Origin of the sequence: Moraxella sp. CTOTU47616 (assembly GCF_032017465.1) — a bacterium.
Lineage (GTDB): Bacteria > Pseudomonadota > Gammaproteobacteria > Pseudomonadales > Moraxellaceae > Faucicola > Faucicola tetraodonis.
Window position 1 is genome coordinate 105,251 of sequence record NZ_DALZPU010000006.1, and the last position, 21,188, is coordinate 126,438.

The 21,188-nt window shown below is 42.6% G+C and carries 19 protein-coding genes; 7 read left to right on the forward strand and 12 right to left on the reverse strand.

Going from position 1 to position 21,188, the window contains the following annotated elements; genetic code table 11:
- The first annotated feature begins 64 nt into the window (after positions 1–64).
- From lptF to RTS10_RS08350, 4 genes are all read left to right on the forward strand, one after another.
- Positions 65–1,171: an LPS export ABC transporter permease LptF gene (gene lptF / locus RTS10_RS08335; protein WP_409455599.1), complete on the forward strand. Its 1,107-nt coding sequence runs from the start codon at positions 65–67 to the stop codon at positions 1,169–1,171.
- Positions 1,168–2,241 (forward strand): LPS export ABC transporter permease LptG, encoded by a 1,074-nt coding sequence (gene lptG, locus RTS10_RS08340; RefSeq protein WP_312539949.1) that lies wholly within the window; start codon positions 1,168–1,170, stop codon positions 2,239–2,241. The genes lptF and lptG overlap by 4 nt, the downstream gene beginning before the upstream one ends.
- A gap of 1 nt (position 2,242) precedes the next feature.
- Positions 2,243–2,908 carry a hypothetical protein gene (locus RTS10_RS08345; protein WP_007115837.1) on the forward strand — a complete coding sequence of 222 codons (666 nt, stop codon included), beginning with the start codon at positions 2,243–2,245 and terminating at the stop codon, positions 2,906–2,908.
- A gap of 202 nt (positions 2,909–3,110) precedes the next feature.
- Positions 3,111–3,932, forward strand: coding sequence for a DUF305 domain-containing protein (locus RTS10_RS08350; protein WP_312522228.1), 822 nt, complete (start codon positions 3,111–3,113; stop codon positions 3,930–3,932).
- A gap of 101 nt (positions 3,933–4,033) precedes the next feature.
- Here RTS10_RS08350 and RTS10_RS08355 read toward each other — a convergent pair whose 3' ends face one another.
- Both RTS10_RS08355 and RTS10_RS08360 read right to left on the reverse strand, forming a co-directional pair.
- Positions 4,034–4,360 carry a chaperone modulator CbpM gene (locus tag RTS10_RS08355; RefSeq protein WP_312539950.1) on the reverse strand — a complete coding sequence of 109 codons (327 nt, stop codon included), beginning with the start codon at positions 4,358–4,360 and terminating at the stop codon, positions 4,034–4,036.
- 112 nt (positions 4,361–4,472) lie between these two features.
- Positions 4,473–5,456 carry a J domain-containing protein gene (locus RTS10_RS08360; protein ID WP_312539951.1) on the reverse strand — a complete coding sequence of 328 codons (984 nt, stop codon included), beginning with the start codon at positions 5,454–5,456 and terminating at the stop codon, positions 4,473–4,475.
- A 175-nt stretch (positions 5,457–5,631) separates the two neighbouring features.
- Between RTS10_RS08360 and hisH the strand changes: the two genes are divergently transcribed.
- Positions 5,632–6,267 carry an imidazole glycerol phosphate synthase subunit HisH gene (gene hisH / locus RTS10_RS08365; protein ID WP_282842148.1) on the forward strand — a complete coding sequence of 212 codons (636 nt, stop codon included), beginning with the start codon at positions 5,632–5,634 and terminating at the stop codon, positions 6,265–6,267.
- 22 nt (positions 6,268–6,289) lie between these two features.
- Here hisH and RTS10_RS08370 read toward each other — a convergent pair whose 3' ends face one another.
- Genes RTS10_RS08370 through RTS10_RS08380 form a run of 3 tightly spaced genes read right to left on the reverse strand, consistent with a single transcriptional unit; the run spans position 6,290 to position 9,211 of the window.
- A complete protein-coding gene (locus RTS10_RS08370; RefSeq protein ID WP_282842149.1) occupies positions 6,290–6,793 on the reverse strand; it encodes a hypothetical protein in 504 nt (167 codons plus the stop codon).
- Positions 6,794–6,799: 6 nt separating this feature from the next.
- Positions 6,800–7,816: an AAA family ATPase gene (locus tag RTS10_RS08375; protein WP_203171275.1), complete on the reverse strand. Its 1,017-nt coding sequence runs from the start codon at positions 7,814–7,816 to the stop codon at positions 6,800–6,802.
- A 60-nt stretch (positions 7,817–7,876) separates the two neighbouring features.
- Entirely contained in the window at positions 7,877–9,211 is a 1,335-nt protein-coding gene (locus RTS10_RS08380) for a valine--pyruvate transaminase (protein ID WP_312539952.1), read from the reverse strand.
- Between the two features lie 104 nt (positions 9,212–9,315).
- On the opposite strand from RTS10_RS08380, the gene RTS10_RS08385 reads away from it, so the two are divergent.
- Positions 9,316–10,692 (forward strand): ATP-binding protein, encoded by a 1,377-nt coding sequence (locus RTS10_RS08385; RefSeq protein ID WP_312539953.1) that lies wholly within the window; start codon positions 9,316–9,318, stop codon positions 10,690–10,692.
- 110 nt (positions 10,693–10,802) lie between these two features.
- On the opposite strand, the gene RTS10_RS08390 is transcribed toward RTS10_RS08385, so the two are convergent.
- The 5 genes from RTS10_RS08390 to nirK form a co-directional block, all read right to left on the reverse strand.
- Complete coding sequence (locus tag RTS10_RS08390; RefSeq protein ID WP_007115829.1) at positions 10,803–10,982, reverse strand: hypothetical protein; 180 nt, start codon at positions 10,980–10,982, stop codon at positions 10,803–10,805.
- Between the two features lie 127 nt (positions 10,983–11,109).
- Entirely contained in the window at positions 11,110–12,804 is a 1,695-nt protein-coding gene (locus RTS10_RS08395; RefSeq protein WP_312535433.1) for an ATP-binding protein, read from the reverse strand.
- 160 nt (positions 12,805–12,964) lie between these two features.
- Positions 12,965–13,681: an SCO family protein gene (locus tag RTS10_RS08400; RefSeq protein WP_138017834.1), complete on the reverse strand. Its 717-nt coding sequence runs from the start codon at positions 13,679–13,681 to the stop codon at positions 12,965–12,967.
- A gap of 70 nt (positions 13,682–13,751) precedes the next feature.
- Entirely contained in the window at positions 13,752–14,741 is a 990-nt protein-coding gene (locus tag RTS10_RS08405; RefSeq protein WP_309593649.1) for a formylglycine-generating enzyme family protein, read from the reverse strand.
- Between the two features lie 190 nt (positions 14,742–14,931).
- Entirely contained in the window at positions 14,932–16,473 is a 1,542-nt protein-coding gene (nirK, locus tag RTS10_RS08410) for a copper-containing nitrite reductase (RefSeq protein ID WP_219334265.1), read from the reverse strand.
- Between the two features lie 488 nt (positions 16,474–16,961).
- On the opposite strand from nirK, the gene RTS10_RS08415 reads away from it, so the two are divergent.
- Positions 16,962–17,558, forward strand: coding sequence for an Rrf2 family transcriptional regulator (locus RTS10_RS08415; RefSeq protein WP_160002698.1), 597 nt, complete (start codon positions 16,962–16,964; stop codon positions 17,556–17,558).
- A 104-nt stretch (positions 17,559–17,662) separates the two neighbouring features.
- Here the strand turns inward: RTS10_RS08415 and RTS10_RS08420 are convergent, their stop codons facing one another.
- The gene (locus RTS10_RS08420; RefSeq protein ID WP_309593651.1) at positions 17,663–19,987 is read right to left on the reverse strand and encodes a nitric-oxide reductase large subunit; all 2,325 of its coding nucleotides are present in this window, start codon (positions 19,985–19,987) and stop codon (positions 17,663–17,665) included.
- 229 nt (positions 19,988–20,216) lie between these two features.
- Positions 20,217–20,924: a response regulator gene (locus RTS10_RS08425; protein WP_007115827.1), complete on the reverse strand. Its 708-nt coding sequence runs from the start codon at positions 20,922–20,924 to the stop codon at positions 20,217–20,219.
- Positions 20,925–21,188: the final 264 nt, after the last annotated feature.

Sequence of the window (21,188 nt, forward strand, 5' to 3'; positions counted from 1 at the left end):
AGCTGTTTGAATTGATTAATTTTTGAGTAATATTAGGTGGTTACTTGTGATATTACGACGCTATATGACGCAACAAGTCGCCGCCAATACTGCGATTGTGCTGTTATTTCTGATGGCGCTGATGCTTGGCGGTCGCTTAATACGCTATTTTGGTATCGCTGCAGAAGGCAGGCTGGATGTGGGTTTGCTATTTGCCATTATTGGCTATAACATTCCAACCTTTCTTGAGCTAATTTTACCGCTGTCATTTTTTATCGCACTGATGCTCGTGCTCGGTCGTATGTACGTGGATCAGGAGATGAGCGTCCTGTTTGCCAGTGGTATCAGTCGCGGTCGTCTGACGCGTTTGATGATTCCGCTGATTACTGGGTTATTTATATTTCAAATGGGAATTAGTCTTTTGGCAAAACCATGGGGACTGTCTAACAGTAAGCAGATTTGGCAAACCCAGTCGCTCGGTAGTTTGCTTGATTTAGTGCGTCCAAAAACCTTTATCAGCAGTGGCAACTATCACCTGTATGTCGATGAGTTTAATAAAGAAAAACGTGAACTCAAAAACCTATACGTGGTGCAACAGCAAACCGGCAAAATCGCCAAAAACGATGTTATCATCACCGCCACGCGCGCCTATCAAGTACCCAGTAAAGACACGGATAGCTCAATGCAGCTGGATTTGTTTCAGGGTCGTCGCTATGAGCTTGGCACCAACAACGCCAAATACAACCAAGCCAGTTTTGAAAAATATCGCATTACCCTAGAAAAACCTGCCAGCGAAACAATTACCGAAACCAATGTTGAAACCCAAACCACTGCCAAACTGCTCGCCCATACCCAAAAACCCGAAGTCAAAGCCGAGCTTGGCTATCGCTTTACCATGCCGTGGCTGATTATCATTGCGGCGATGCTTGCTACCCCGCTTGCACAAGTACGCCCCCGTCAAGGACGCTGGCTTCGTCTGTTACCTTCAGTGCTCATATTTGCTAGCTGTGCGATTAGTATCATTTCGCTACGCACTGCCATTGGTAAAGAGCGCATTAGTGAGTACGCGTATATTTGGCTAATCGTTGGTTTTATCGCATTTGCATTGTTGTTAAATTGGCAAAGCCGCGTGGTACATCGTGTCCGCTATCGTCGCCAAAGTCGTCAGTTGTCCGCAGGCGGTCAGCCATGATTTTATCTCGTTACGTTAAAAAACAAGCGCTTTTTGCCATGACAGGGGCTATCATTGGTCTTTGGCTACTTAAAGTCGTCTTTGATTATCTGGCAGAGTTGCAGGATCTCAATGACCATTACAATTATTTAGATGCCTTGCGTTTTATTGCCTATAGTGCACCCCGTGATTTACTCGACTATATGCCATTTGGCACACTATTAGGCGCAGTGGTAGGGCTAGGCTTGCTTGCCAACACCAGTGAGTTGACGGTGATTCAAGCAGCAGGCATCAGCCGCTTTAAAATAGTCGGTTGGGTGATGCAACCAGCGATTATTTTTGTCATTATCCGTTTGTTGCTTGGGCAGTATGTAGTGCCAACTAGCAATCAGTTAGCGCACCAAGTCAAGCATGACAAACCTTTGCTATCAAGTGCCATCAACGGTTATTGGGACAAACAAGCCAACCGCATCATCAATATTGACCATGCCAATACCAAAGGCGAGCTCAAAAATATCAAAGTTTGGCAGCTAGACGACAACGCCCATATCCAACAAGTGCTGCAGGCCGATACCGGCAGCTTTGTCAGTCAAAATACCGCTGATAAGACATCGGGCTGGCAGCTGCAACAAATCAAACAATTAACCATCGCCGCCGATGGGCACAGTCAATTGACTACCATACCGACTATGACGCTGCAATTACCCATTGAGCCGTCAGCGATTTATCTGTTAACACGCAGCCCTGATAACATGTCAGTGACCGAATTATGGCAACACCAACAGCTCTTAGCCAAAGACAAACGCCGCTCACTGGAGCATGAAGTTGCCTTTTGGAAAAAGCTATTGGCGCCTCTTGCCATGCTATCGCTAGTGTTGGTTGCTTGTTCATTTGTATTTGGCTCCTTGCGTAACCAAAGCTTGGGCTATCGTATTGTGATCGCTCTTTTATTTGGCTTGGTATTTAGTTATCTGCAAGATTTGGTCGGGTTTGTCAGTCTAAGCACGGGATTTTCACCTTTTTTTATGGTGTTATTACCGATTATTGCCAGTGCCGCGCTTGGCGTGTATTTAATTAGAAATAAAAACTGATATGTCTGCTGATTTATTGACTGACCCGCGTGTCGAAGCCCATCCGTTTGGTAACTTCTTTTTTGCTGATACCAAAGTCTTGATGATGGGTACAATGCCGCCCACACCTGATAAATGGTGCATGGCATTTCATTATCCCAATTTTTATAATGATATGTGGCGTATCATGGGTAAGGTGTTTTTTGATGATATTGATTATTTTCGAGTCGGTGATGAAAAACGCTTTGATGCCGAAAAAATCAAAGCATTTTTACAGGCTTATAACATCGGTGAATGTCCTTCAGTCACTCACGTCATCCGCGAAAAAGGCAATGCGGCTGACGAACATTTGACCGTGGTTGCGACGGTTGATTTGGGTAAAGTTTTGGCACAGCTTGAGCAGGTCAAGTGGATTTACACCACCGGTGGCAAAGCCACAGAAGTGCTGATAGCGCTGGTGAACCAAAGTATCAGTGACCCCGCGTCACCCTATTTTAATCCCAGCCAAACACCCTATAAACTGCCAAAAACCAATCAGTTTCTTGAAGTTAACGCTTTTGGGCGAGTATTTGGTATTTATCGGTTGCCATCGACCTCGCGCGCTTACCCGCAAAGCTTGGAGAAAAAAGTAGCCGCTTATCGCGCGTTTTTTACTTTGGCGGGGATATTGCTCGCAAGCGGCAGTTAGCACAATCGCCAGTTAGCACAATCAGCAGTTAGCAAATGATAAGCAAGCTGCCATGACACAATTGATATAGTCACTGTGATGACCCTACTTTATACTCTTGCCTAAGACTGATAATCAATGCTGACAGTCAACGCTTACCGTTAATGCTTACAATCATCATTTCAAAACACACCGTATAAAATCAAGGCATGGGAGCCGATGCATGTCCAACCTCACACCATCAATCTTGCTTGTCATCGCAGTTATCAGCATGATTGGTTGTGAGCAATCTGATTCTCAGCAGCCAGCACCCCCTACCGCTGCCGCCGTGAGCGCGCCCCAAGAATTCGATGATAAACCATTGCCCCAAGTATTAGACACACAGGCAATCAATAAAAACATGCTTACCGTCAGTCAACTGGCACAAGGTTATGTGATGCCTGACTCAATTACCATCAATGACTATCAAGAAGCGTATTTTACTGTCATCAAGCAGCCAAGTATCGATGCGGCTGCAGCCAGTGAACCAACCGCCCTTAATCAATTTGACTATATACCCATCTCGCCTGATATGATTTTTGTCAAAGCTATGCTGAGTCATTTTGATGAAACCATCGCGCTTGCCAGTATTGAGCAGCGATACGGCAAAAATCCTGAACTGCTAGGTTTAGCCCGAGACATTATTAGCTCACGCCAAAATGAATCACAAATATTACAGAATTGGCTTGCCATGCAACTGATTCAAAACACCGCGGACCCTAATCAGCCGATGGCAGATAGTGTAGCAGCCCAGCAAGAAATCGATAGTATTATCGATGATATGCAGCAAGAAATGGTGGACACGGTCATGACTAAAAACGCCGACCAAGCGTTTGCCCAAACCGTGCTGATTCATCATAAAGGCGCGATTGCGTTCTCACAAGTGGTTGCCAAATATGGTAACGATGACAAAGTGCGTAGCCTTACCAATACCCTAATCGATACCCAACAAGCCGAAATTCAACTTCTACAAAATTGGCTCCGTAACCATGGGTACGCCCAATAATCGTTTGCTGTAGCAAATAAAAAGGGCGGATTATAGCGCGATAACCCACCCTTTTTTAGGATTAAATTCACCCAAATTGATGTTGGCTAACTTGATGTTTGCTAGCTGTCATCCACATCATGAACCATTCGCGTGAGCGTGATTTGCCGCTGTAACTGCCGAAGCGGTCTCAGCTCGTCAAGCAGCGATAGTATTAAGCCAATCGCTTGTGGACTGGCATCAAAATCACGGCGTAGGCGTGAGGCAAGGCGCACCGTTGTCAGTTGTGCGCTATTAAAATAGGGCTGGCTGTCGATAGCAGGCGTTTCAGCATAAATAATATCTTCATCCATTAGCGCTAATACCCAGCTTTTATCCCAACTACTTGCCATAATCAAATCATCTAAGGTTAACCGTAATGCTAAATCCGTATTGGTGGTTTGAGCCATGTTGCACTCCTGTTGTGTCTCTATAGTTATGTTTGGTGCTGTTTTGTCATTTTTTTTATTGTACTGCCTGTTTTTTTTGCTTAGTTATTAATAGAGCTTAATTATCAATAGATTAGCGCGTTGGCGCAAACGAGGCAAATGCCGATTTGAACACTTCAAACGCTTGGATATCTGCATCTGTATCGATTTTTGGCAACACGATATTTAAGCTTAAATACAAATCACCGGCTTCTTTGGCTGGGATACCTTTACCTTTAAGGCGAAGATTGGTACCAGTACGGCTATTTTTTGGGACATTGACATTGACCTTGCCAGCAGGCGTGTTGACCGTGATTTGACCGCCCATGGCTGCTTCCCAAGGCGCAACGTCTACCGTTTGAAAAACGTCTTTGCCTTCTACGCGGATATTGTCTGGGTGATTAAATTTAATTTTTAGGTACAAATCGCCATTATCACCGCCATACGGGCTTGGATTGCCTTGTTTTGCCAAGCGAATTTGTTGCCCTTCAGCAATACCTTTGGGGATTTTGACTTCAATGGTCTTGGTTTGATAATCCAGACCTGTCGCGGTTTGTACGGGTAAATTTAGGCTAATTTTACGGGTATCGCCTTCATAAGTGGCTTTCAAATCAATTGACAACTCGGCGTGCTGATCGTCGCCTTTGGTCGAGCGTTGCGACTGTCTGCCACCAAATCCGTCTGAAAACCCGCCTGCCCCGCCCCCAAATGTCGAGAAAATATCATCAAATCTAAAGCCACCCGTACTTTGCGATTGACGACCGCCAGCCCCACCGCCGAACTGGCGAAGGATTTCATCCAAATCCGCTTGGCTCATATTGGCATTAAAGCCCTGACCGCCGCCAAAGCCTTGACCCATATAAGGATTGTCGAGCATCATGTCGTATTGGGCGCGTTTTTCAGCGTCCTTGAGCGTTTCATAGGCGTTATTGATTTCACCCATTTTGGCGTCGGCATCGGGTGAGTCGTTGATATCAGGGTGATATTGTCGCACCAGTTTGCGATAGGCTTTTTTAATATCTGCTTCATTGGCTTTTTTATCGACGCCTAAAATGTCATAATAGTTTTTTTCTGCCATTATTATTGTCCTTACGATTTTGCGAATAGTGCTATTCGCGCAGCAATGTGATGATATTAATATAATGGCTATTTTGGTATTTTTCAAAACTTCTTTGGTAATTGACGATGATGAGCGCCAAGTGATATCAGCGCTTAATCGCAGTTTTGGGCTTTTTTTGACAACAGGATAACAGATGACAAAGGTTGCATTGCTAGATTATGGCATGGGTAATTTACATTCGGCGGGTAAAGCCTTGACGGCAGTGGGCGCTGATGTGTCGATCACGCGTGACCCTGCAGTCATTGCGGCGGCAGACAAAATGGTCTTCCCTGGTGTAGGGGCAATGCGCGACTGCATGGCAGAGATGCAGGCAGCGGGTATCGCTGATGCTGTCAAAACGGCTGTATTTAATAAGCCTGTAATGGCGATTTGTGTGGGGATGCAGGCGTTGTTTGAGCGCTCAGAAGAAAATGATGGGGTAAACTGTCTAGGGGTACTGGGTGGTGACGTCAAACGCTTTGATGATCATTGGCTAGATGATAAAAACGAACGCATTAAAGTACCGCATATGGGCTGGAATACTATCACCCATATGGATTTGGCGCATCCGCTATGGCAAGGGATTGAAGATAATACCCATTTTTATTTTGTGCATAGTTTTTATTGTGTGCCGTCTGATACTTCGATTGTGGCGGCAACCTGTGATTATGGCGTTGAGTTTTGTGCCAGCGTGATTAAAGATAATTTGTTTGCGACCCAGTTCCACCCCGAAAAAAGCCATACCGCAGGGTTGCAACTATTGAAGAATTTTGTGGAGTGGAACGTTTAAAAAAGGGACATGTATCCCTTTTTTAAATCGCAAGCTTTTCTTGAATTGCTAATTCTTCATTAATTACGAAAAGATTATTGGGATTTATAGCCCATAGTTTTAACACTTTCTTAAATCTTGCTCTAAATTTATCGGTAATAGGTGGTAAATGTTTTTTTGGAACAGGTTTTATGACGAGTCTAAGATGAATATCTATAGTTTCCCAATCAATATTTTTATGATTGTCGGCTAATTCATTATAGACTTGCTGATTCCTTCGCAAACATCCCATTAACTCCAATAGTAACGCATTTTCAAATTTCTCTAAAATTTCTTGCCAAAAAGCTTCATAATCTGAAGTTGATTCTGGTTTTGGTATAGATGACTTTGCTTCAATAAAAAATAATACATTACTTCTTAAATAAGTAAATTCAACAATTTTAAAACCATCACCCAATCCTTGATGTCCTGCGGAATTCTCTATTTTATAAATATCTTTTTCATCAAAATGTCCAAATGTCACGCCAGATTCTTTTATTGTAATCATTCTAACTTAAATTCCTTGAAACTCTTGCTCAAATAACCGAATAGACTCATTGATAATTTCAGTCTCTGGTAATCCATCTTCAAGAAGACAAGTTTGCTCCCATTCACCATTTTCATTGGCCATTAGTGTGGGAATATGCATTTGATTTTTATTAGCAATTAACAATAGCTTTTTAATGACATAATAAGAATGAGTCGCTAAAAAAAACTGAATCCCTGCTTGAGACAGTACATAAATAATATCAAGCAACTCAACAATAGCAGTAGGATGCAAAGCAGATTCAGGCTCATCAATAAATACGATTGAATCTTTATCTAAATATCTATTTCCCAAAAGTGTATCAAGAATAGCAACCTTTTTAATACCTTCTGCAGTTGTCATTATGGAAAACTTACTATTTCCTTTTTTATAAATCCAACTTTGACCTTTAGCATCAAACTCTACCTTCCCTGAAAACATTTTTTCCAGTTGCTTACGAGAGCTTGCAAAAGCATCTAAATTCCGCCCTTTTTGAGTTGGTATTTTTAGTGCTTTAACTAAATCAACATAGGTAGCATCAAAACCAAAAAGTTTATCAATAACAGCAGATTTGTAAATTACATCTATCAATGACAAAACTTCTTTAGGTGGTAAAAAAATAGAATTAGATTCCCTTTTGGTAAGATTATTCTCTATATTAGCTACTTTTACACTAGTATCTTTGCCAAAACTGAAAAATAGCGAGCTTTCATCCTCTAAAGTAATGGTTGTTGACAGTTTCTTACCATCACCTTTTGTGACGATATCACCAATTTTTTCAGTTTGAAAAGTCCAATATAGTTTATCACTTAAAACTTCAGAAAAATCTTGATTAGAATTACCTCTGTTAGATTCTTCATGGCTACGAAGTACACTATATAATGCCTTGAGTAAAAAAGTCTTACCTGTACTATTTTTGCCAAGAATTAGATTAATTTTTCCTAGTCTTTTTCCATGAACTTCATTAATTGGTCCATAATTTTTTAATTCAAAATCCTTAAGCATTCTGATCTCACATCATTAAATTTTATGAAATTGATAAACTAATATAACTTAATAAATCAATCAATTAAATCGATTTTGTACTTTATAAACTTCCCTCACCACTTCCCCAATCGTAGCAATCCCTTTTTTCAGCGTCTCATCATCTTGCGCGATGCTTAAGCGAATGCACTCATGGGCGTGTTTAAAGTTTTCAGTATCCACGCCAACAAAGAAATGCTCGCTAGGGATAATCAATGTGCCTTTGGCTTTTAATCGCTCATATAGCTCAACCGTGGTTATCGGCAAATCTTTGAACCACACCCACAAGAAAATCGCGCCTTCAGGCTTGTGGATTTTCATCGCATTGTTATAGGGGCTTGGCAAGTCGCCCAACTCTTGTTTTAGCAGCTGCACCGCTAATTTGGCTTGTCCTTGATAAAACGGACGAATATGATTGTCTGACAAATCTTTTAGCCGGTCATCTTGTAGTAGTGGCGTCGCAATCGCCGCACCAAAACGGGTCGGTGCTAGATTGACAATGGCGTTTAGGCTGCTAATCGCTTTGACCACCTGCGGATTGGCGACCACAATCCCTGTACGCACCCCAGGCAAACCGATTTTTGATAGGCTAAAGCACAAAATAATTTGCTCATTCCAATTGAGTGTGGCTTGGCTATAGATGATATTGGGAAACGGCATCCCATACGCATTGTCGATAATCAGGGGGATATCAAAGCGCTTGGCAATCGCTTCAAGGCGTGCCATTTCGTCATCGGTCAGCACGTTGCCTGTTGGGTTGGTCGGGCGTGAGCAGCAAATTGCCCCGATTTCGCCGTTGTGCAATTCAGCCAAATTTTCTAGCGTGTCAAAATCGACTCGGTATTTAAAAAAGCCGTCTTCACCTTGATGTTGCACAAATTCGATGCTGGGTGGCACTGCGATAAAATGCTGCCCATCCACATGGGCATCGGCATAACCCACATATTCTGGAGCAAGTGGTAATAGAATTTTTTTATCAATGCTGCCTTGTGCTTGATCGTCAAACTGCCCACCAAACAAGTTAAATAAATAAAAAAATGCGTTTTGTGAGCCATTGGTCAGGGCGATATTGTCTGTGGTAAGTCCCCAATCATAATGGCGATTAAAAAAATCTACCAATGCGGCAATAAACTTGGCATCGCCCTGCGGCGTTGAATAGTTTCCGATATTTTCGATGGCCATTGAGCCCATATCACCTTTAGCTAAGGTTTTAAACACCGACCAATAGGTTTGGTTAACTTTATCAATACGTGCTGGATTGCCACCGCCGAGCATATTAATCGGTTGCTGACTGTTAAGCGCATTGCCCAAATCATCCATTAACTGCAAAATACCGCTATTTTTGGTAAACTTTTCACCAAACTTTGAAAACTGCATGATTGCCCCTTTAATTTTGCCAAGCTATCTGCGTATTATAACAGGATGCAAGTGCCGTTGCCCGTTTTGACTCAGCTGTACAGCCACCATCAGGATACCCCAGCATGAAACCGCATTTACCCAAACTCAAAGGCTATAGCCACACTTGGCAAACCACCTTAATGGTGATGTTGATGGTACTGGTGAGCGTGGCGTTGTCGCTGTGGTTTTTTTGGCGCAGTCTGTATTTACCAGAGCTACAAAACCATGCGACTTATCTTGCCAATCAGCTGTTGATGATTGATAAAGCGGATAAAGATTTTAAAAACAATCCCGAGCTTAAAAATTGGATTATTGACGCCTCACATATTAACGTGATTACTGACCCACAACAGATACCCTCTTTTCAAGAAAAAACCTTGGTGGATTACTTTACCCAGCGAATGGCAACACAGATGGAAAGCGTGATGCAGCGTCCTGTATCGGTCAATTTTAAATTCAAACCCGTACCGATTTTGTATATTCAAGACAGCGCGCATCCGGATGTTTGGCTGCAAGAGCCTGTCAAGTTTTATGCCAAATATAGCCCAACGTCGATTTATTTTTTCTTATTGGGGATTCCGCTTGCCACGTTGCTGACTATTTTGTTTTTGGTCAGACAATTAAATCGCCCGCTCAAACGCTTACAAAAAGTGGCGATTGATTACATCACCCTTGGGCACGCCAACAATTTGGCAACCAATGAAGGCTCAACAGAGATTCGTCAGGTGAATTTGGCATTTAACCGACTGTTTCATAACCTGACCCAAACCCAAAAAGAACGCAATATTATGCTCGCTGGTATTTCCCATGATTTGCGCACGCCACTGACGCGGATGCGACTCACAGCTGAGATGCTACCCGATGAGTTTTTGCGTGAAGGGCTAGTGTATGACATTGAGGACATGGACGCGATTTTGGAGCAGTTTATTTCATTTATGAAAGATGGCTCAGATGAAGCGGTACGATTGACCAACCTGCGTCCCATCATTAACGAGATTGTGGTGCAATTTGCCCCTACCCCATTTATTATCGATATCCAAGAAGATCTGCCCAGTGTGCCATTGCGACCCTTATCCATTAAGCGTCTCATTGTTAATTTGGTCAATAATGCTTGTCGCTATGGTCAGCCGCCCATTCATATTGAGATTAGCATTGATAATGCTCTACAGCCTACCGAGCAAGTGGTCACTGATGAAAGTCTAACGCCAGAGATAACCTCTAGACAAAAATACTTAACCATTAAAGTTAGCGATGAGGGGCAAGGCGTTGCCGAAGATCAGCTTGAGCGGATTATGCAGCCGTTTGAGCGGGGCGAAACGGCACGTACCACGCAAGGGAGTGGACTTGGGCTTGCGATTGTAAGCCGCATTACTCACCTGCACAATGGTAGCGTCATCGCTCGTAATCAGCCCAATGGCGGCGGCTTAGTAGTGGTGGTTAATATTCCGATTATAGAATAAAGATGACAAAAGACTAATTGGTTGCTTAATAGGTTAGGCTAACCATGATTCCTTAGTAACTTTGGTTTTGGTAGCTTTGGTTTTGATAACTTTGGTTTGGGTAGCCATTTTTACTTTTTAGTACCAATCATGGGGGGTAGTTCACTTGACACATTGGTGGCTGTGACAGGATGAACCAAGGCTGCACGCGCCTGTGAGACGGACTGGCTTTCAGTAGGTTTGCGCAAAAAACTATAATAACTGAAAACCGCCATGTTGAGTACCACTAAGGCTAAAAATAGATAACGCATGCCATCCTCGCTTGTGATTATTCCACTCATCGGTTAATTGATGTGCACAAATTTTGCTAAACCATTGCATAACTCACTAAAATTTAGCCCAGTCTGAGCAAATTTGCAAGCATCACTGGTAACGAGCTTATGACCCTTGCTCATCCGTGTATTTTTTCTCGCTACTTTTTTGGGTAATTTCATCGGCTTCAATACTTGAAGCTAGCTGGCTTTTCGGCCACTTCATGATAAATCGCGCCCCACCCAAGGTAGGGCTTTCATCCACTGACATGCGACCGTTAAACCAAAACGCAATTCGAGACACGATTGATAAGCCTAGACCATAACCGCCCGAGGCACGGGTACGACTATCATCCAGACGCGCAAACGGGATAAAGACTTTTTCACGGTCTTTTTCTGGAATACCCTGTCCATCATCTTCCACACTGATAAAAGCTTCGTTTTTTTCTAAGCCGGCTGAGATGATAATAGTGCTTTCGGCATACCGGGTGGCATTGCCTGCCAAGTTTTGCAACACGCGGTGTAAATAGCGTCTATCGGCTTGTGCAAACGCACCTTTTTGCACCTTACCTACTTTGACGGTGACAGGTTTACCAAGCGCATTGGTCTCGCGGACAATCTGCGAAACGAGTTCTTGCAAATCGACATCTTCCCAGTCCATTTTAGGTGAGCCTTCTTCAAGCTTGGCATAGGTCAAAATTTCATCAATCAAGCCATTGAGCGATTCGATATCTTGGTCGATATAATCACGCTGACTCATCCGATCGTCATAATCATCCGTATCAGCCAGCATATCCACGGCAAAGCGGATACGTGCTACTGGGGTGCGCAGCTCATGGGATACGGCACGGGTCAACTCGCGCTGGGATTCAATCAAACGGCGGATGTGCTCAGTCATACTATTAAAGGTTGCCGCTAGATGGGCAATTTCATCTTCGCCCACGACTTTTACTTTGGTATTGAGCTTACCTTCGCGCACTTTGGTGATACCGCTTTGAATGAGCTGCAGTTTACGCTCTAATGGGAAAATCAGCGCATACACCCCTAGACTGATTAAGAACATACTAATGAGCGTGATACTAATAATCAGATTAAGCGGAAACCAGTTAAACAGTGGAATGGGTCCCAAATCCACCACAGTATCTTGGAGTTCAGTCGGCGCTAGTACCCGAATCGATGAATTCTCTACACTGGTATTGTCACGGAACATAATCACGATATCTTTGCGATACAGTCGCGCTTTTTGGTCGGTATCAAGTTGCAGTTTATTAACGGATTGCAAGGTGAGCTTAAAAGGGAAAAATTTTTGAATTTGTTGCAAGCGTTGCTGTTTTTCTGCCAAGGTGCGATAGTAAGACAAATCATCGAGCAGCAACACACCTATCCCTTTAATTTGTTGCTCATTGAGTTTATTGACGCTGACATGCAAGACGTTATTCTCACCCGAGACTTTATGATAAATCTCTGCGGTATTGGTATCGCCATTAAAACGTACTACGGCTTGTTGTTTGTTGAGTCGATTAATTTCGCTGGTTTTAAAATCCGCTTTTGAGGTAGGTTCGATTTCAAACTTAGTATCAAATAAGGTACTGACATCAGAGAGCCAAAAATTACGCTCTTGCGCCGTTACTTGGCGCGACAACCCTGAGTCAATGAGATAAAATGCCGCTGATGCCATATCCTCGCGATAAGTCTGTACGCGCTCTGCGTTGATAGTGGTGATAAGCAATTGCGCAAACAACGCAACCAACAAACAAATAAGTAACAGACCTGCATAAATCCGCAGAAAGATGGATTGGTTTAAGGACGATAATAGTGGCATAAAAATCTAGGGTTAAGGTCAAAAGATAATAGCCGTATTATTACTTACCAATGCAGAGATTACAATGTGAAATTGTTGAAAAACTAGCTTAGTATTTAGCAACAAAGTAGTGATTGGTAGCAGTTTTGCTACTTTTAACAATGCCACAGCTTGCCGCTGATTACTGGGCGGCGGGTTTTTGCAAGGCTGCCAAAATTGCCGCTTCACCTTTGCTATTGCCAATCGCTTGCTCAATCATGTTGCCGTTTTCATCGAGTACCGAAATTACATTCGAGTGATTGATCATGCCACCTTCGGCAAATTGATAACGGATATTCATGGTATTGGCAAGCATACGGATATCATCATCACTGCCGCTTAAAAATACCCAGTTACCATCGGTTTTGTAATGCTCACCAAATTTTGCCAATACTTGTGGGGTATCGCGTTTTGGATCCAAACTCACCACTAAAAAACCCGTTTTCGCTTTGATATCTGCTGGTAGTTTGTCTTGCATGTCCTTCATGGTTTTCATCATAATTGGGCAAACTTGCTGACAGCTGGTATAGATAAACGCCGTGACTTGTTTTCTACCTTTTAAAGCATTGAGATCAAATAGCTTGCTCGTTTGATCCGTCCATTTGCCATTGGTTAGATAGACAGATTCTGTACTTGCCAATGCAGGCGTGCTTGCTGTCCCCACATCTTGATGATTCATTTTGCTATGGTCCATACCTGCCATATTGTCATGCGTCATCTTGCTATGATCCATTGCCGCAGAAGCGGCTACTGGCGTGTCGGTTTTGACATCGGCTTTGGTGTCGGGTTTTTGACAACCCGTTAGTGCTAGACTGCCGATGGCAACACACAAGGTAAAAATAGAAAAGTTATTTAACATATTCAACTCCTTTAACATAAGGATCATTAATCCAATCAATTATAGTATTTATTTGGCTTAGCCATCTAGGTTAGTCCTCTGCTTTTGCACAGCGAAAACCAAGACTTGATAGGGCAAACTTTGACGCCAAACTTGAGCGGAAACCATAGCGCATAAATGCCGCATAGTCTGAAGGATCGACCGCCCCTGCTGCCCCAGAACCACAAAACAGGCCTTGATTTAGACTGCCGTCCGAACGTGACTCACCCGTGACAAGGTTGCTATTGAAGTCATCTGTCCATTCCCAAATCAGGCCATGCATGTTATGCACCCCCCAAAAATTGGCTTTATCCTGTGCGATGTCTGTCAGTGGTTTTTTGGCAGAGTCGCCATACCAAGCCAAGATTTTTTGATTATAGCCTTTTTCGCTACTACCATTTTTGCGGGTTTCTGAAGCTTGGGCAACGTACTCCCACTGCGCCACGGTTGGTAATTTTTTACCTTGGGCTTGACAGTATTCATTGGCGGCATACCAAGACACATAGACTACGGGTTTTTGCAAGTCGGCGACTACTGGCTGGTATCCTTGCTGGGTATTTTTTTGCCAATGTTTAAGATAATCCGCTTCGGTGAAGAGCTTGGCAATATTTTGTTTTTGCCATTTTGGATTGGCTTGCACAAATTGATAAAACTGCGCGTTAGTTACTGGCGTTTTATCTAGCTTAAACGCTCTCACTTGCACAATTGGACTATCTTTACTTAAGTATAAAGGACGATAAGATCCACTTTCGATTTTTACCATATCGGTATTGGTCGGATAGCGAGTTACAAGTTCCTTCGGCAAAGGTGCTACGGGTGTTGTGGTATCACTGTTGACATTGGTTTGTTGTACATTTGCTTGTGACGAGGTTGCACTGGCAACTTGCGTGACCTGATTTTTTACATCAGTTTGGCTAGACTTAGATGCCACTACTTGGCTATTTTTGTTTGCAGAAGTGGATTCTGACTGGCAGGCAGTCAAACTAACCACACATATCGCTATAGCCAATGTTTTTAAGGAAAAATTAATAGTTTGAACCATTTCACCGCTCCTAGTACTAGGATGTTGTGGCTGACTATCATAATATCGGCATACTAGCAGCTGATAAATTGAGATCAGTTTTTAACCAAAAACCCAATCCATCGATAAGAATAGATTGGGTATCAATGTTATATAGAATGTTAAATACGATGTTTACCGATTTTCACATTATTATTGGTGATGTAAGCTACTAAAGCGCAGGTTTGGTCTGTTTTGCTTTGGCCACATCTTCAGCTGACAACTCACCGCCTTTATTACCAAAACTGTTCAATACGTAAGTCACCACATTAGCAATTTGCTGATCATTGAGCGATACTGCTGGCATGACGCTGTTAAAGGTTTGACCATTGACGGTCACTTTGCCTGATAGACCATTTGCCACGATGCTCGCTGCACGTTTGTGGTCAGCGTTCAAGAAATCAGAGGCTGCCAATGGTGGGAAGGCATTTGGTACACCTTTACCATCTGGTTGGTGACAGGCAGCACAGTTAGCTTGGAAGGTATTTTTACCCATAGCAATTTTTTCTTGCAAGCTTGCAGGTACTTTTTGTGCTGGTGCAGCTGCGTTATCGATATTTTGTGGCGCGCCTTCTGGTAGATAAACTTGGTCGTTTTGTTTGCCAGAATAGACGGTTTTGTTTGGGTCACCTTCAACTTTTATGATACCCAATGCCCCTTTGTTAAAAGCACGGAAGATTGAGTGGTCAACCATCACAAAGTCACCTGGGACTTCAGTTTTGAAGGTGGCAATCGCCGCCCCACCTGCTGGGATTAGGGTCGTTTGGACATTGTGGTTTTCAAGCTTGCCCGCCTCTACGTTGACTGTGTCAAAAATTTCGCCAATCACATGGAATGAAGACACCATGTTGGGTCCACCATTACCGACAAATAGACGAACGGTTTCACCCACTTTTGCTTTGAGCGCGTTTTCACCCGTCAATGCTCCGACAGAGCCGTTGAAGACGACATAGTCAGGTTTTTCTTCAATCGCTTTATCCATATCAAATGGTTGCAGACCTTGTTGGCCGTATTTACCTTTGGTATAGAAGTCACCTTGCATCACATAATATTCTTTATCAACTTTTGGTAGTCCTTCTTTAGGCTCAACCAAAATTAGCCCATACATACCATTGGCGATGTGCATACCCACAGGCGCGGTCGCACAGTGATATACATATAGACCAGGATTTAACGCTTTAAAACTAAAGGTTGAGGTATGCCCTGGCGCGGTCATTGACGAGGCTGCACCACCACCTGGACCTGTTACAGCATGTAAGTCGATATTATGTGGCATTTTTGAGGTTGGATGGTTTGAAAGATGGAATTCCACCTCATCGCCCTCACGTACACGGATAAATTGACCCGGTACTTGTCCACCAAACGTCCAGAACATGTAGTCTACACCATCTGCCATACGCATGACTTTTTCAACGGTTTCCATTTTGACCACGACTTTGGCAGGGGATTTACGAGTGATCGGTGGTGGTACATTAGGCGCGTGCGTCAACACTGCTTCTTCAGTTGCTAGCGCACCGCTGGTAGTCTCTGTGCTTGTCGTTGTGGTAGCACTAGCGGGTGTACTGGCAGATTTGTTGGTATCGGCAGTTGGCTCGCGGTCAGCTTGTGACTTGGGTGCACAGCCTGTCATAAGAATCGACGATGATGCAATCACGGCAGCGATTGCACCTGCTAAGAGAGGTTGGTGGAACTTTGCAGTTTGGCGAGCATTCATGGGATCGTTCCTTATGCTTGGCTATAATGTTTGACTACAATATTTAGCTATAGACATCAGGTGAGGCTGTGAGTTTCTATCCCTTAAATCACTTGAGATACTTCACATTTACCCTGTTTTCTTATAATATATATATTAAATATATCTTTTTCTAAAATCAATCTATTTTGTATGTTTTTGTAGTTTATTTTGAGATTAGCCGAGTCCATCAATTTACACTAGAATTATGGACGCGTTATCAATATAAAAAAGCGTATAATATGTGGTTAGTTATATTCAATTTATGCTGCTCATTAAATAACCAAGTCGTTTGTAACCATACGGATTCATCAGTTATCCTAATAAACCAATTGGACCAATTGACCCAACTGCTCTAAGCTACTTGGTAAATTAAGCTGAACTTTTTTCATCTTAATCTACTCTTTTTTTTTCATAATGTATCTAGTTGTTTTTTTTCGTAACTAAATGTTAGTTGATACCGAGATAATATGAGAATTACCCAATACAGTGACTATGCATTACGCACTTTAATTTATTTAGCCGTCGTCCCAAAACAGCATGAACTTGGCAACATTCAAGCGATTGCCGATAGCTACCAAATCTCTAAGAATCATTTGACGAAGATCGTCCATCATCTGAGTAAGATTGGACTCATTGAAAGTGTACGCGGCAAAAACGGTGGTATTCGCCTTGCGTTTGCCCCAAAAGACATCAACATCGGTACGGTGCTACGCCATACTGAGGTTGATTTTGGGATGGTCGATTGTTTTTTTGGCAATCATTTATCCAAAAAAGATGACGGGGTGACTGATGATGGGGGGAATAGTGCCGATATGACTATCCATGCCGAACAAATTGGTGTAGTAAATTTCTCCCAAGTCAGTAAAGAAATTCCCATCGCCCCACATCATTGGATTGAAAAAAAAGAACAACTGCCCGTTTATTCTAGTTGTGTCATCTCGCCCGTATGCCAACTAAAACCTATCTTGTTTGAAGCGATTGAAGCGTTTTTAACCGTGTTTGATCGTTACTCGCTCGCTGATTTGGTTAGCAATCCTGAAGAGATACGCGCGTTATTATCATGATTTTTGCTAGTAGCGGTAAAAGCGCGATAATCAACGCGCTTTTTTTTATGCGTATTGAATAAAAAAACAGAGCATCCTAGATGCTCTGTTTTTTTATTGACCAATTATACACGATGTGCAGGGGTGGCAGGGTCTGGATTTTCTTCAACCGTGTCAAAAGGCTGTACAGGTACTGCCGCATCAGGCGAACCGATGTTAAATGCCATTTTTACCACTTGCCAAGCCACACTACACCCACCTGCGATAAAGACTAAGTCACTGATGGTGCGAATCCAGCGTAAGGTTTCTAAGAAGTCTTGTTGTAAGAAACCTTCACTACGGGCATACCATAGACCTTGTGTCATGGACGCATAGGCTTGATAAATACCGATTGGTAGTAAGCTAGTCACAATCATACCGACTAAGCCAAGATTCAATCCCCAAAAACCTACTTTCATTAAGCGATCATTAAAGCGGTACTGTGGACGAATGTAGCGCATGACCAGTAGGATAAAGCCAAGTGCTAGGAATCCATAGACCCCGAATAACGCTGCGTGTGCATGCACGGCAGTAGTATTTAAGCCTTGTAGGTAGAATAGTGAGATCGGTGGATTAATCATAAAGCCAAACACACCCGCACCTAACATATTCCAGAATGCCACCGCAACGAAGAATAACACAGGCCATTTTAAGCGATCCATCCAATCTGCGTGACGTTGCATTGACCAATGCTCATACGCCTCATAACCTAACACGACGAGTGGTACGACTTCTAAAGCAGAAAATGACGCACCGATGGCCATAATTGGGGTCGTGGTACCTGTGAAATATAAGTGGTGGAAGGTACCAGGAACACCGCCGAGTAGGAACAACGCACCAGAAGTAATTGATGAAGCAGTTGCGGTACGACGAGTCACCAACCCTAAGTTAAAGAAGATAAAGGCAATCGCAACGGTGGCAAATACTTCAAAGAACCCTTCCACCCATAGATGAACCACCCACCAGCGCCAGTATTCCATAATCGCGATTGGCGTGTGCTCACCATAAAGTAAACCTGGGCCGTAGAATAAACCCACGCAAACCACTGAAGCTAAGAACATAAACAGTAAGTTTTTATCGCCTTCACCTTTAAATGCAGTTAAAGCACCACGAAGCATCAATACCAGCCAGAACAGGACACCAACCCATTTAAGAATTTGCCAGAAACGACCGATATCGATAAATTCATAACCTTGATGACCAAACCAGAAATTTAAGTTATCAGGCATCATTTGGTGAATTGCGAAGAATTGTCCAGCAAAAGAGCCCAAACAAACAATAATCAGTGCCACCCAAAGAATATCAACACCCAATTTTTGGTATTTTGGGTCTTTACCGCCATTTAGAATAGGAGTAATGAACAAACCAACAGCCAAGAACGCAGTAGCAACCCAGAACAATACTGATTGGATATGCCAAGTACGCGCTAATGAATATGGAAGAAATTCTGAGAGATGCAAACCATAGAAGTCTTGACCTTCAACAGTATAGTGCGCGACCAACCCACCCAAGAATATTTGAGCGACGAATAGACCCATCACTAAAAACGCATATTTTGCTAAGGCTTTTTGTGAAGGGGTTAATTCAATTAAGCTTAAAGGGTCACGGTTTGGTACGGTAAGTTTAACTTCGGCTTCATCATGGTGTAGGAAAGACCATCCCCATACCAAGAAACCCACCCCTGCAATCAAAAAGACCACACTGGCAATCGACCAAATAATATTTTCAGCAGTAGGATTATTGTCAATTAAAGGCTCATGTGGCCAGTTGTTGGTATAAGTTGCATTAGTGCCAAGACGTTCTGCAGAAGCTGTCCAAGCAGTCCAAAAGTAAAAGTCTGCCAAATGCTCACGTTTGCTCAAATCTGGCAATGTGTTTTCTTTCATTGCAAAACTTTCACGTGATTTATGAAAATCAGGCGAATCACCATACAAATCGATATAGTATTTTGCGGTTTGTTTCATCGCAGCGATACGAGTCGGTGACAAGGTTACAGTATCGTTTGCGGCGTTATGCGCGCTACCTTTGCGGTATTCCTGTTTAAGTGCCGCTTCAAGCGGTGCTTGTTGCTCAACCGTTAACTGTGCAAAAGGTTTTTGAAATTGTGCTTGCGCTTTAATATCCAGCCAAGTGGTTAACTCACGATGTAACCAGTCTGCCGTCCAGTCAGGGGCTTGATAGGCACCATGACCATAGACAGAACCTAGCTGCATACCGCCCGTTGATTGCCAAGCAGATTGACCTTTTAAGATATCGTCTTTTGTCATCACCACTTGACCAGTTCTATCGACAAATTTTTCGGGAATAGGCGGTGTGGTACGATAGATTTCGACCCCACCCCAACCTAATAGCGAGAAAGTGACAATCAAAATCGCAATCAAGGCTATCCAATGACGTTTAAATTCACCCATTGTCGTTTTCCTTTTTAGCAAAAGTTAAGAGGGTTTTATAAGTGAAACTTGCAACATCATTAAATGTATTCTATTTACATGTATAATGTTACTAGTATGTTTTTAAATTGTCTTATTGGAAATTATAACATATATATAAAATATATGTTAATAGCCAAATGCTATTTTGTATAAAAAAAATAAGCCAGCACAAGGCTGACTTATTTGATTATCTGATTTAAAAAAGCAATTAGTTTTCTTTGACGAATAGATAGCCTTTACTGCGAACGGTTTTGATACGTTTTGGGTTTTCTGGATCATCACCAATTTTTGGACGGATACGAGAAATACGTACATCAATCGAGCGGTCTTGACCATCATACTCAATACCACGCAGACGTTCAAAAATATCTTCACGCGATAAGATACGACCCGCATTGGAAGCTAACAACCACAATAAATCATATTCTGCACTGGTAAAGTCAACAAGCTCATCGTTTAAAGTAACCGAACGACCGCCGTTATCAATAACCAAATCACCAAATTCAAGACGCTGTGGCACTTCATCAGTTGGTGCGGTATCAGAGCGGCGCAATAGCGCACGAATACGCGCTAATAACACACGCGGTTGAACCGGTTTTGCCACATAGTCATCCGCACCCATTTCTAGACCTAGTACTTGGTCCATATCTTCGGTACGTGCGGTTAGCATTAAGATAGGGTTATGAAAATGAGGACGTACTTCACGGCATACCGTGAGACCGTCACTACCTGGCAGCATCACATCAAGCACCACCATATCAGGCTGCTCAGCCACAATACGACGAATCGCACGGTTACCGTCAGTTTCAATTGCCACATCTAAACCATTTTTACGCAAATAATCTTGGGTCAAGGTGGCAAGACGCTCATCATCCTCTACAATCAATACGCGGGGTATCAACTCTTCTTCTGACATAATTTCCTCCAAAAAATTTTATACATACTCTTAATACTTATATCAGAATATATCTTTATTTATCTATCAGCAATAAGTAATGAAAGTTTACGCATTACCTGTACTACTACAATATAATTGAATTAATTTAGCGAAAAAATAGCCAATTTAATATTGTTAAAACGTAACTAAACATAAAAAAGTATAAATACCACATATAACAAGCTTTAAAAACATACCATATAATGTTGTCTGTTCAATAACTGGTAAAATTTTTTGTTAACT

Bases quoted from the DNA above. Each gene is read 5' to 3' on its own strand.
- RTS10_RS08370 (WP_282842149.1), bottom strand. From the start codon at position 6,793: ATGATTACAATAAAAGAATCTGGCGTGACATTTGGACATTTTGATGAA.
- RTS10_RS08355 (WP_312539950.1), bottom strand. From the start codon at position 4,360: ATGGCTCAAACCACCAATACGGATTTAGCATTACGGTTAACCTTAGAT.
- RTS10_RS08420 (WP_309593651.1), bottom strand. From the start codon at position 19,987: ATGGGTGAATTTAAACGTCATTGGATAGCCTTGATTGCGATTTTGATT.
- RTS10_RS08345 (WP_007115837.1), top strand. From the start codon at position 2,243: ATGTCTGCTGATTTATTGACTGACCCGCGTGTCGAAGCCCATCCGTTT.
- RTS10_RS08375 (WP_203171275.1), bottom strand. From the start codon at position 7,816: ATGCTTAAGGATTTTGAATTAAAAAATTATGGACCAATTAATGAAGTT.
- RTS10_RS08390 (WP_007115829.1), bottom strand. From the start codon at position 10,982: ATGCGTTATCTATTTTTAGCCTTAGTGGTACTCAACATGGCGGTTTTC.
- RTS10_RS08395 (WP_312535433.1), bottom strand. From the start codon at position 12,804: ATGCCACTATTATCGTCCTTAAACCAATCCATCTTTCTGCGGATTTAT.
- RTS10_RS08360 (WP_312539951.1), bottom strand. From the start codon at position 5,456: ATGGCAGAAAAAAACTATTATGACATTTTAGGCGTCGATAAAAAAGCC.
- RTS10_RS08385 (WP_312539953.1), top strand. From the start codon at position 9,316: ATGAAACCGCATTTACCCAAACTCAAAGGCTATAGCCACACTTGGCAA.
- RTS10_RS08380 (WP_312539952.1), bottom strand. From the start codon at position 9,211: ATGCAGTTTTCAAAGTTTGGTGAAAAGTTTACCAAAAATAGCGGTATT.
- RTS10_RS08400 (WP_138017834.1), bottom strand. From the start codon at position 13,681: ATGTTAAATAACTTTTCTATTTTTACCTTGTGTGTTGCCATCGGCAGT.
- RTS10_RS08405 (WP_309593649.1), bottom strand. From the start codon at position 14,741: ATGGTTCAAACTATTAATTTTTCCTTAAAAACATTGGCTATAGCGATA.
- RTS10_RS08425 (WP_007115827.1), bottom strand. From the start codon at position 20,924: ATGTCAGAAGAAGAGTTGATACCCCGCGTATTGATTGTAGAGGATGAT.
- RTS10_RS08350 (WP_312522228.1), top strand. From the start codon at position 3,111: ATGTCCAACCTCACACCATCAATCTTGCTTGTCATCGCAGTTATCAGC.
- RTS10_RS08415 (WP_160002698.1), top strand. From the start codon at position 16,962: ATGAGAATTACCCAATACAGTGACTATGCATTACGCACTTTAATTTAT.
- lptF (WP_409455599.1), top strand. From the start codon at position 65: ATGACGCAACAAGTCGCCGCCAATACTGCGATTGTGCTGTTATTTCTG.
- nirK (WP_219334265.1), bottom strand. From the start codon at position 16,473: ATGAATGCTCGCCAAACTGCAAAGTTCCACCAACCTCTCTTAGCAGGT.
- hisH (WP_282842148.1), top strand. From the start codon at position 5,632: ATGACAAAGGTTGCATTGCTAGATTATGGCATGGGTAATTTACATTCG.
- lptG (WP_312539949.1), top strand. From the start codon at position 1,168: ATGATTTTATCTCGTTACGTTAAAAAACAAGCGCTTTTTGCCATGACA.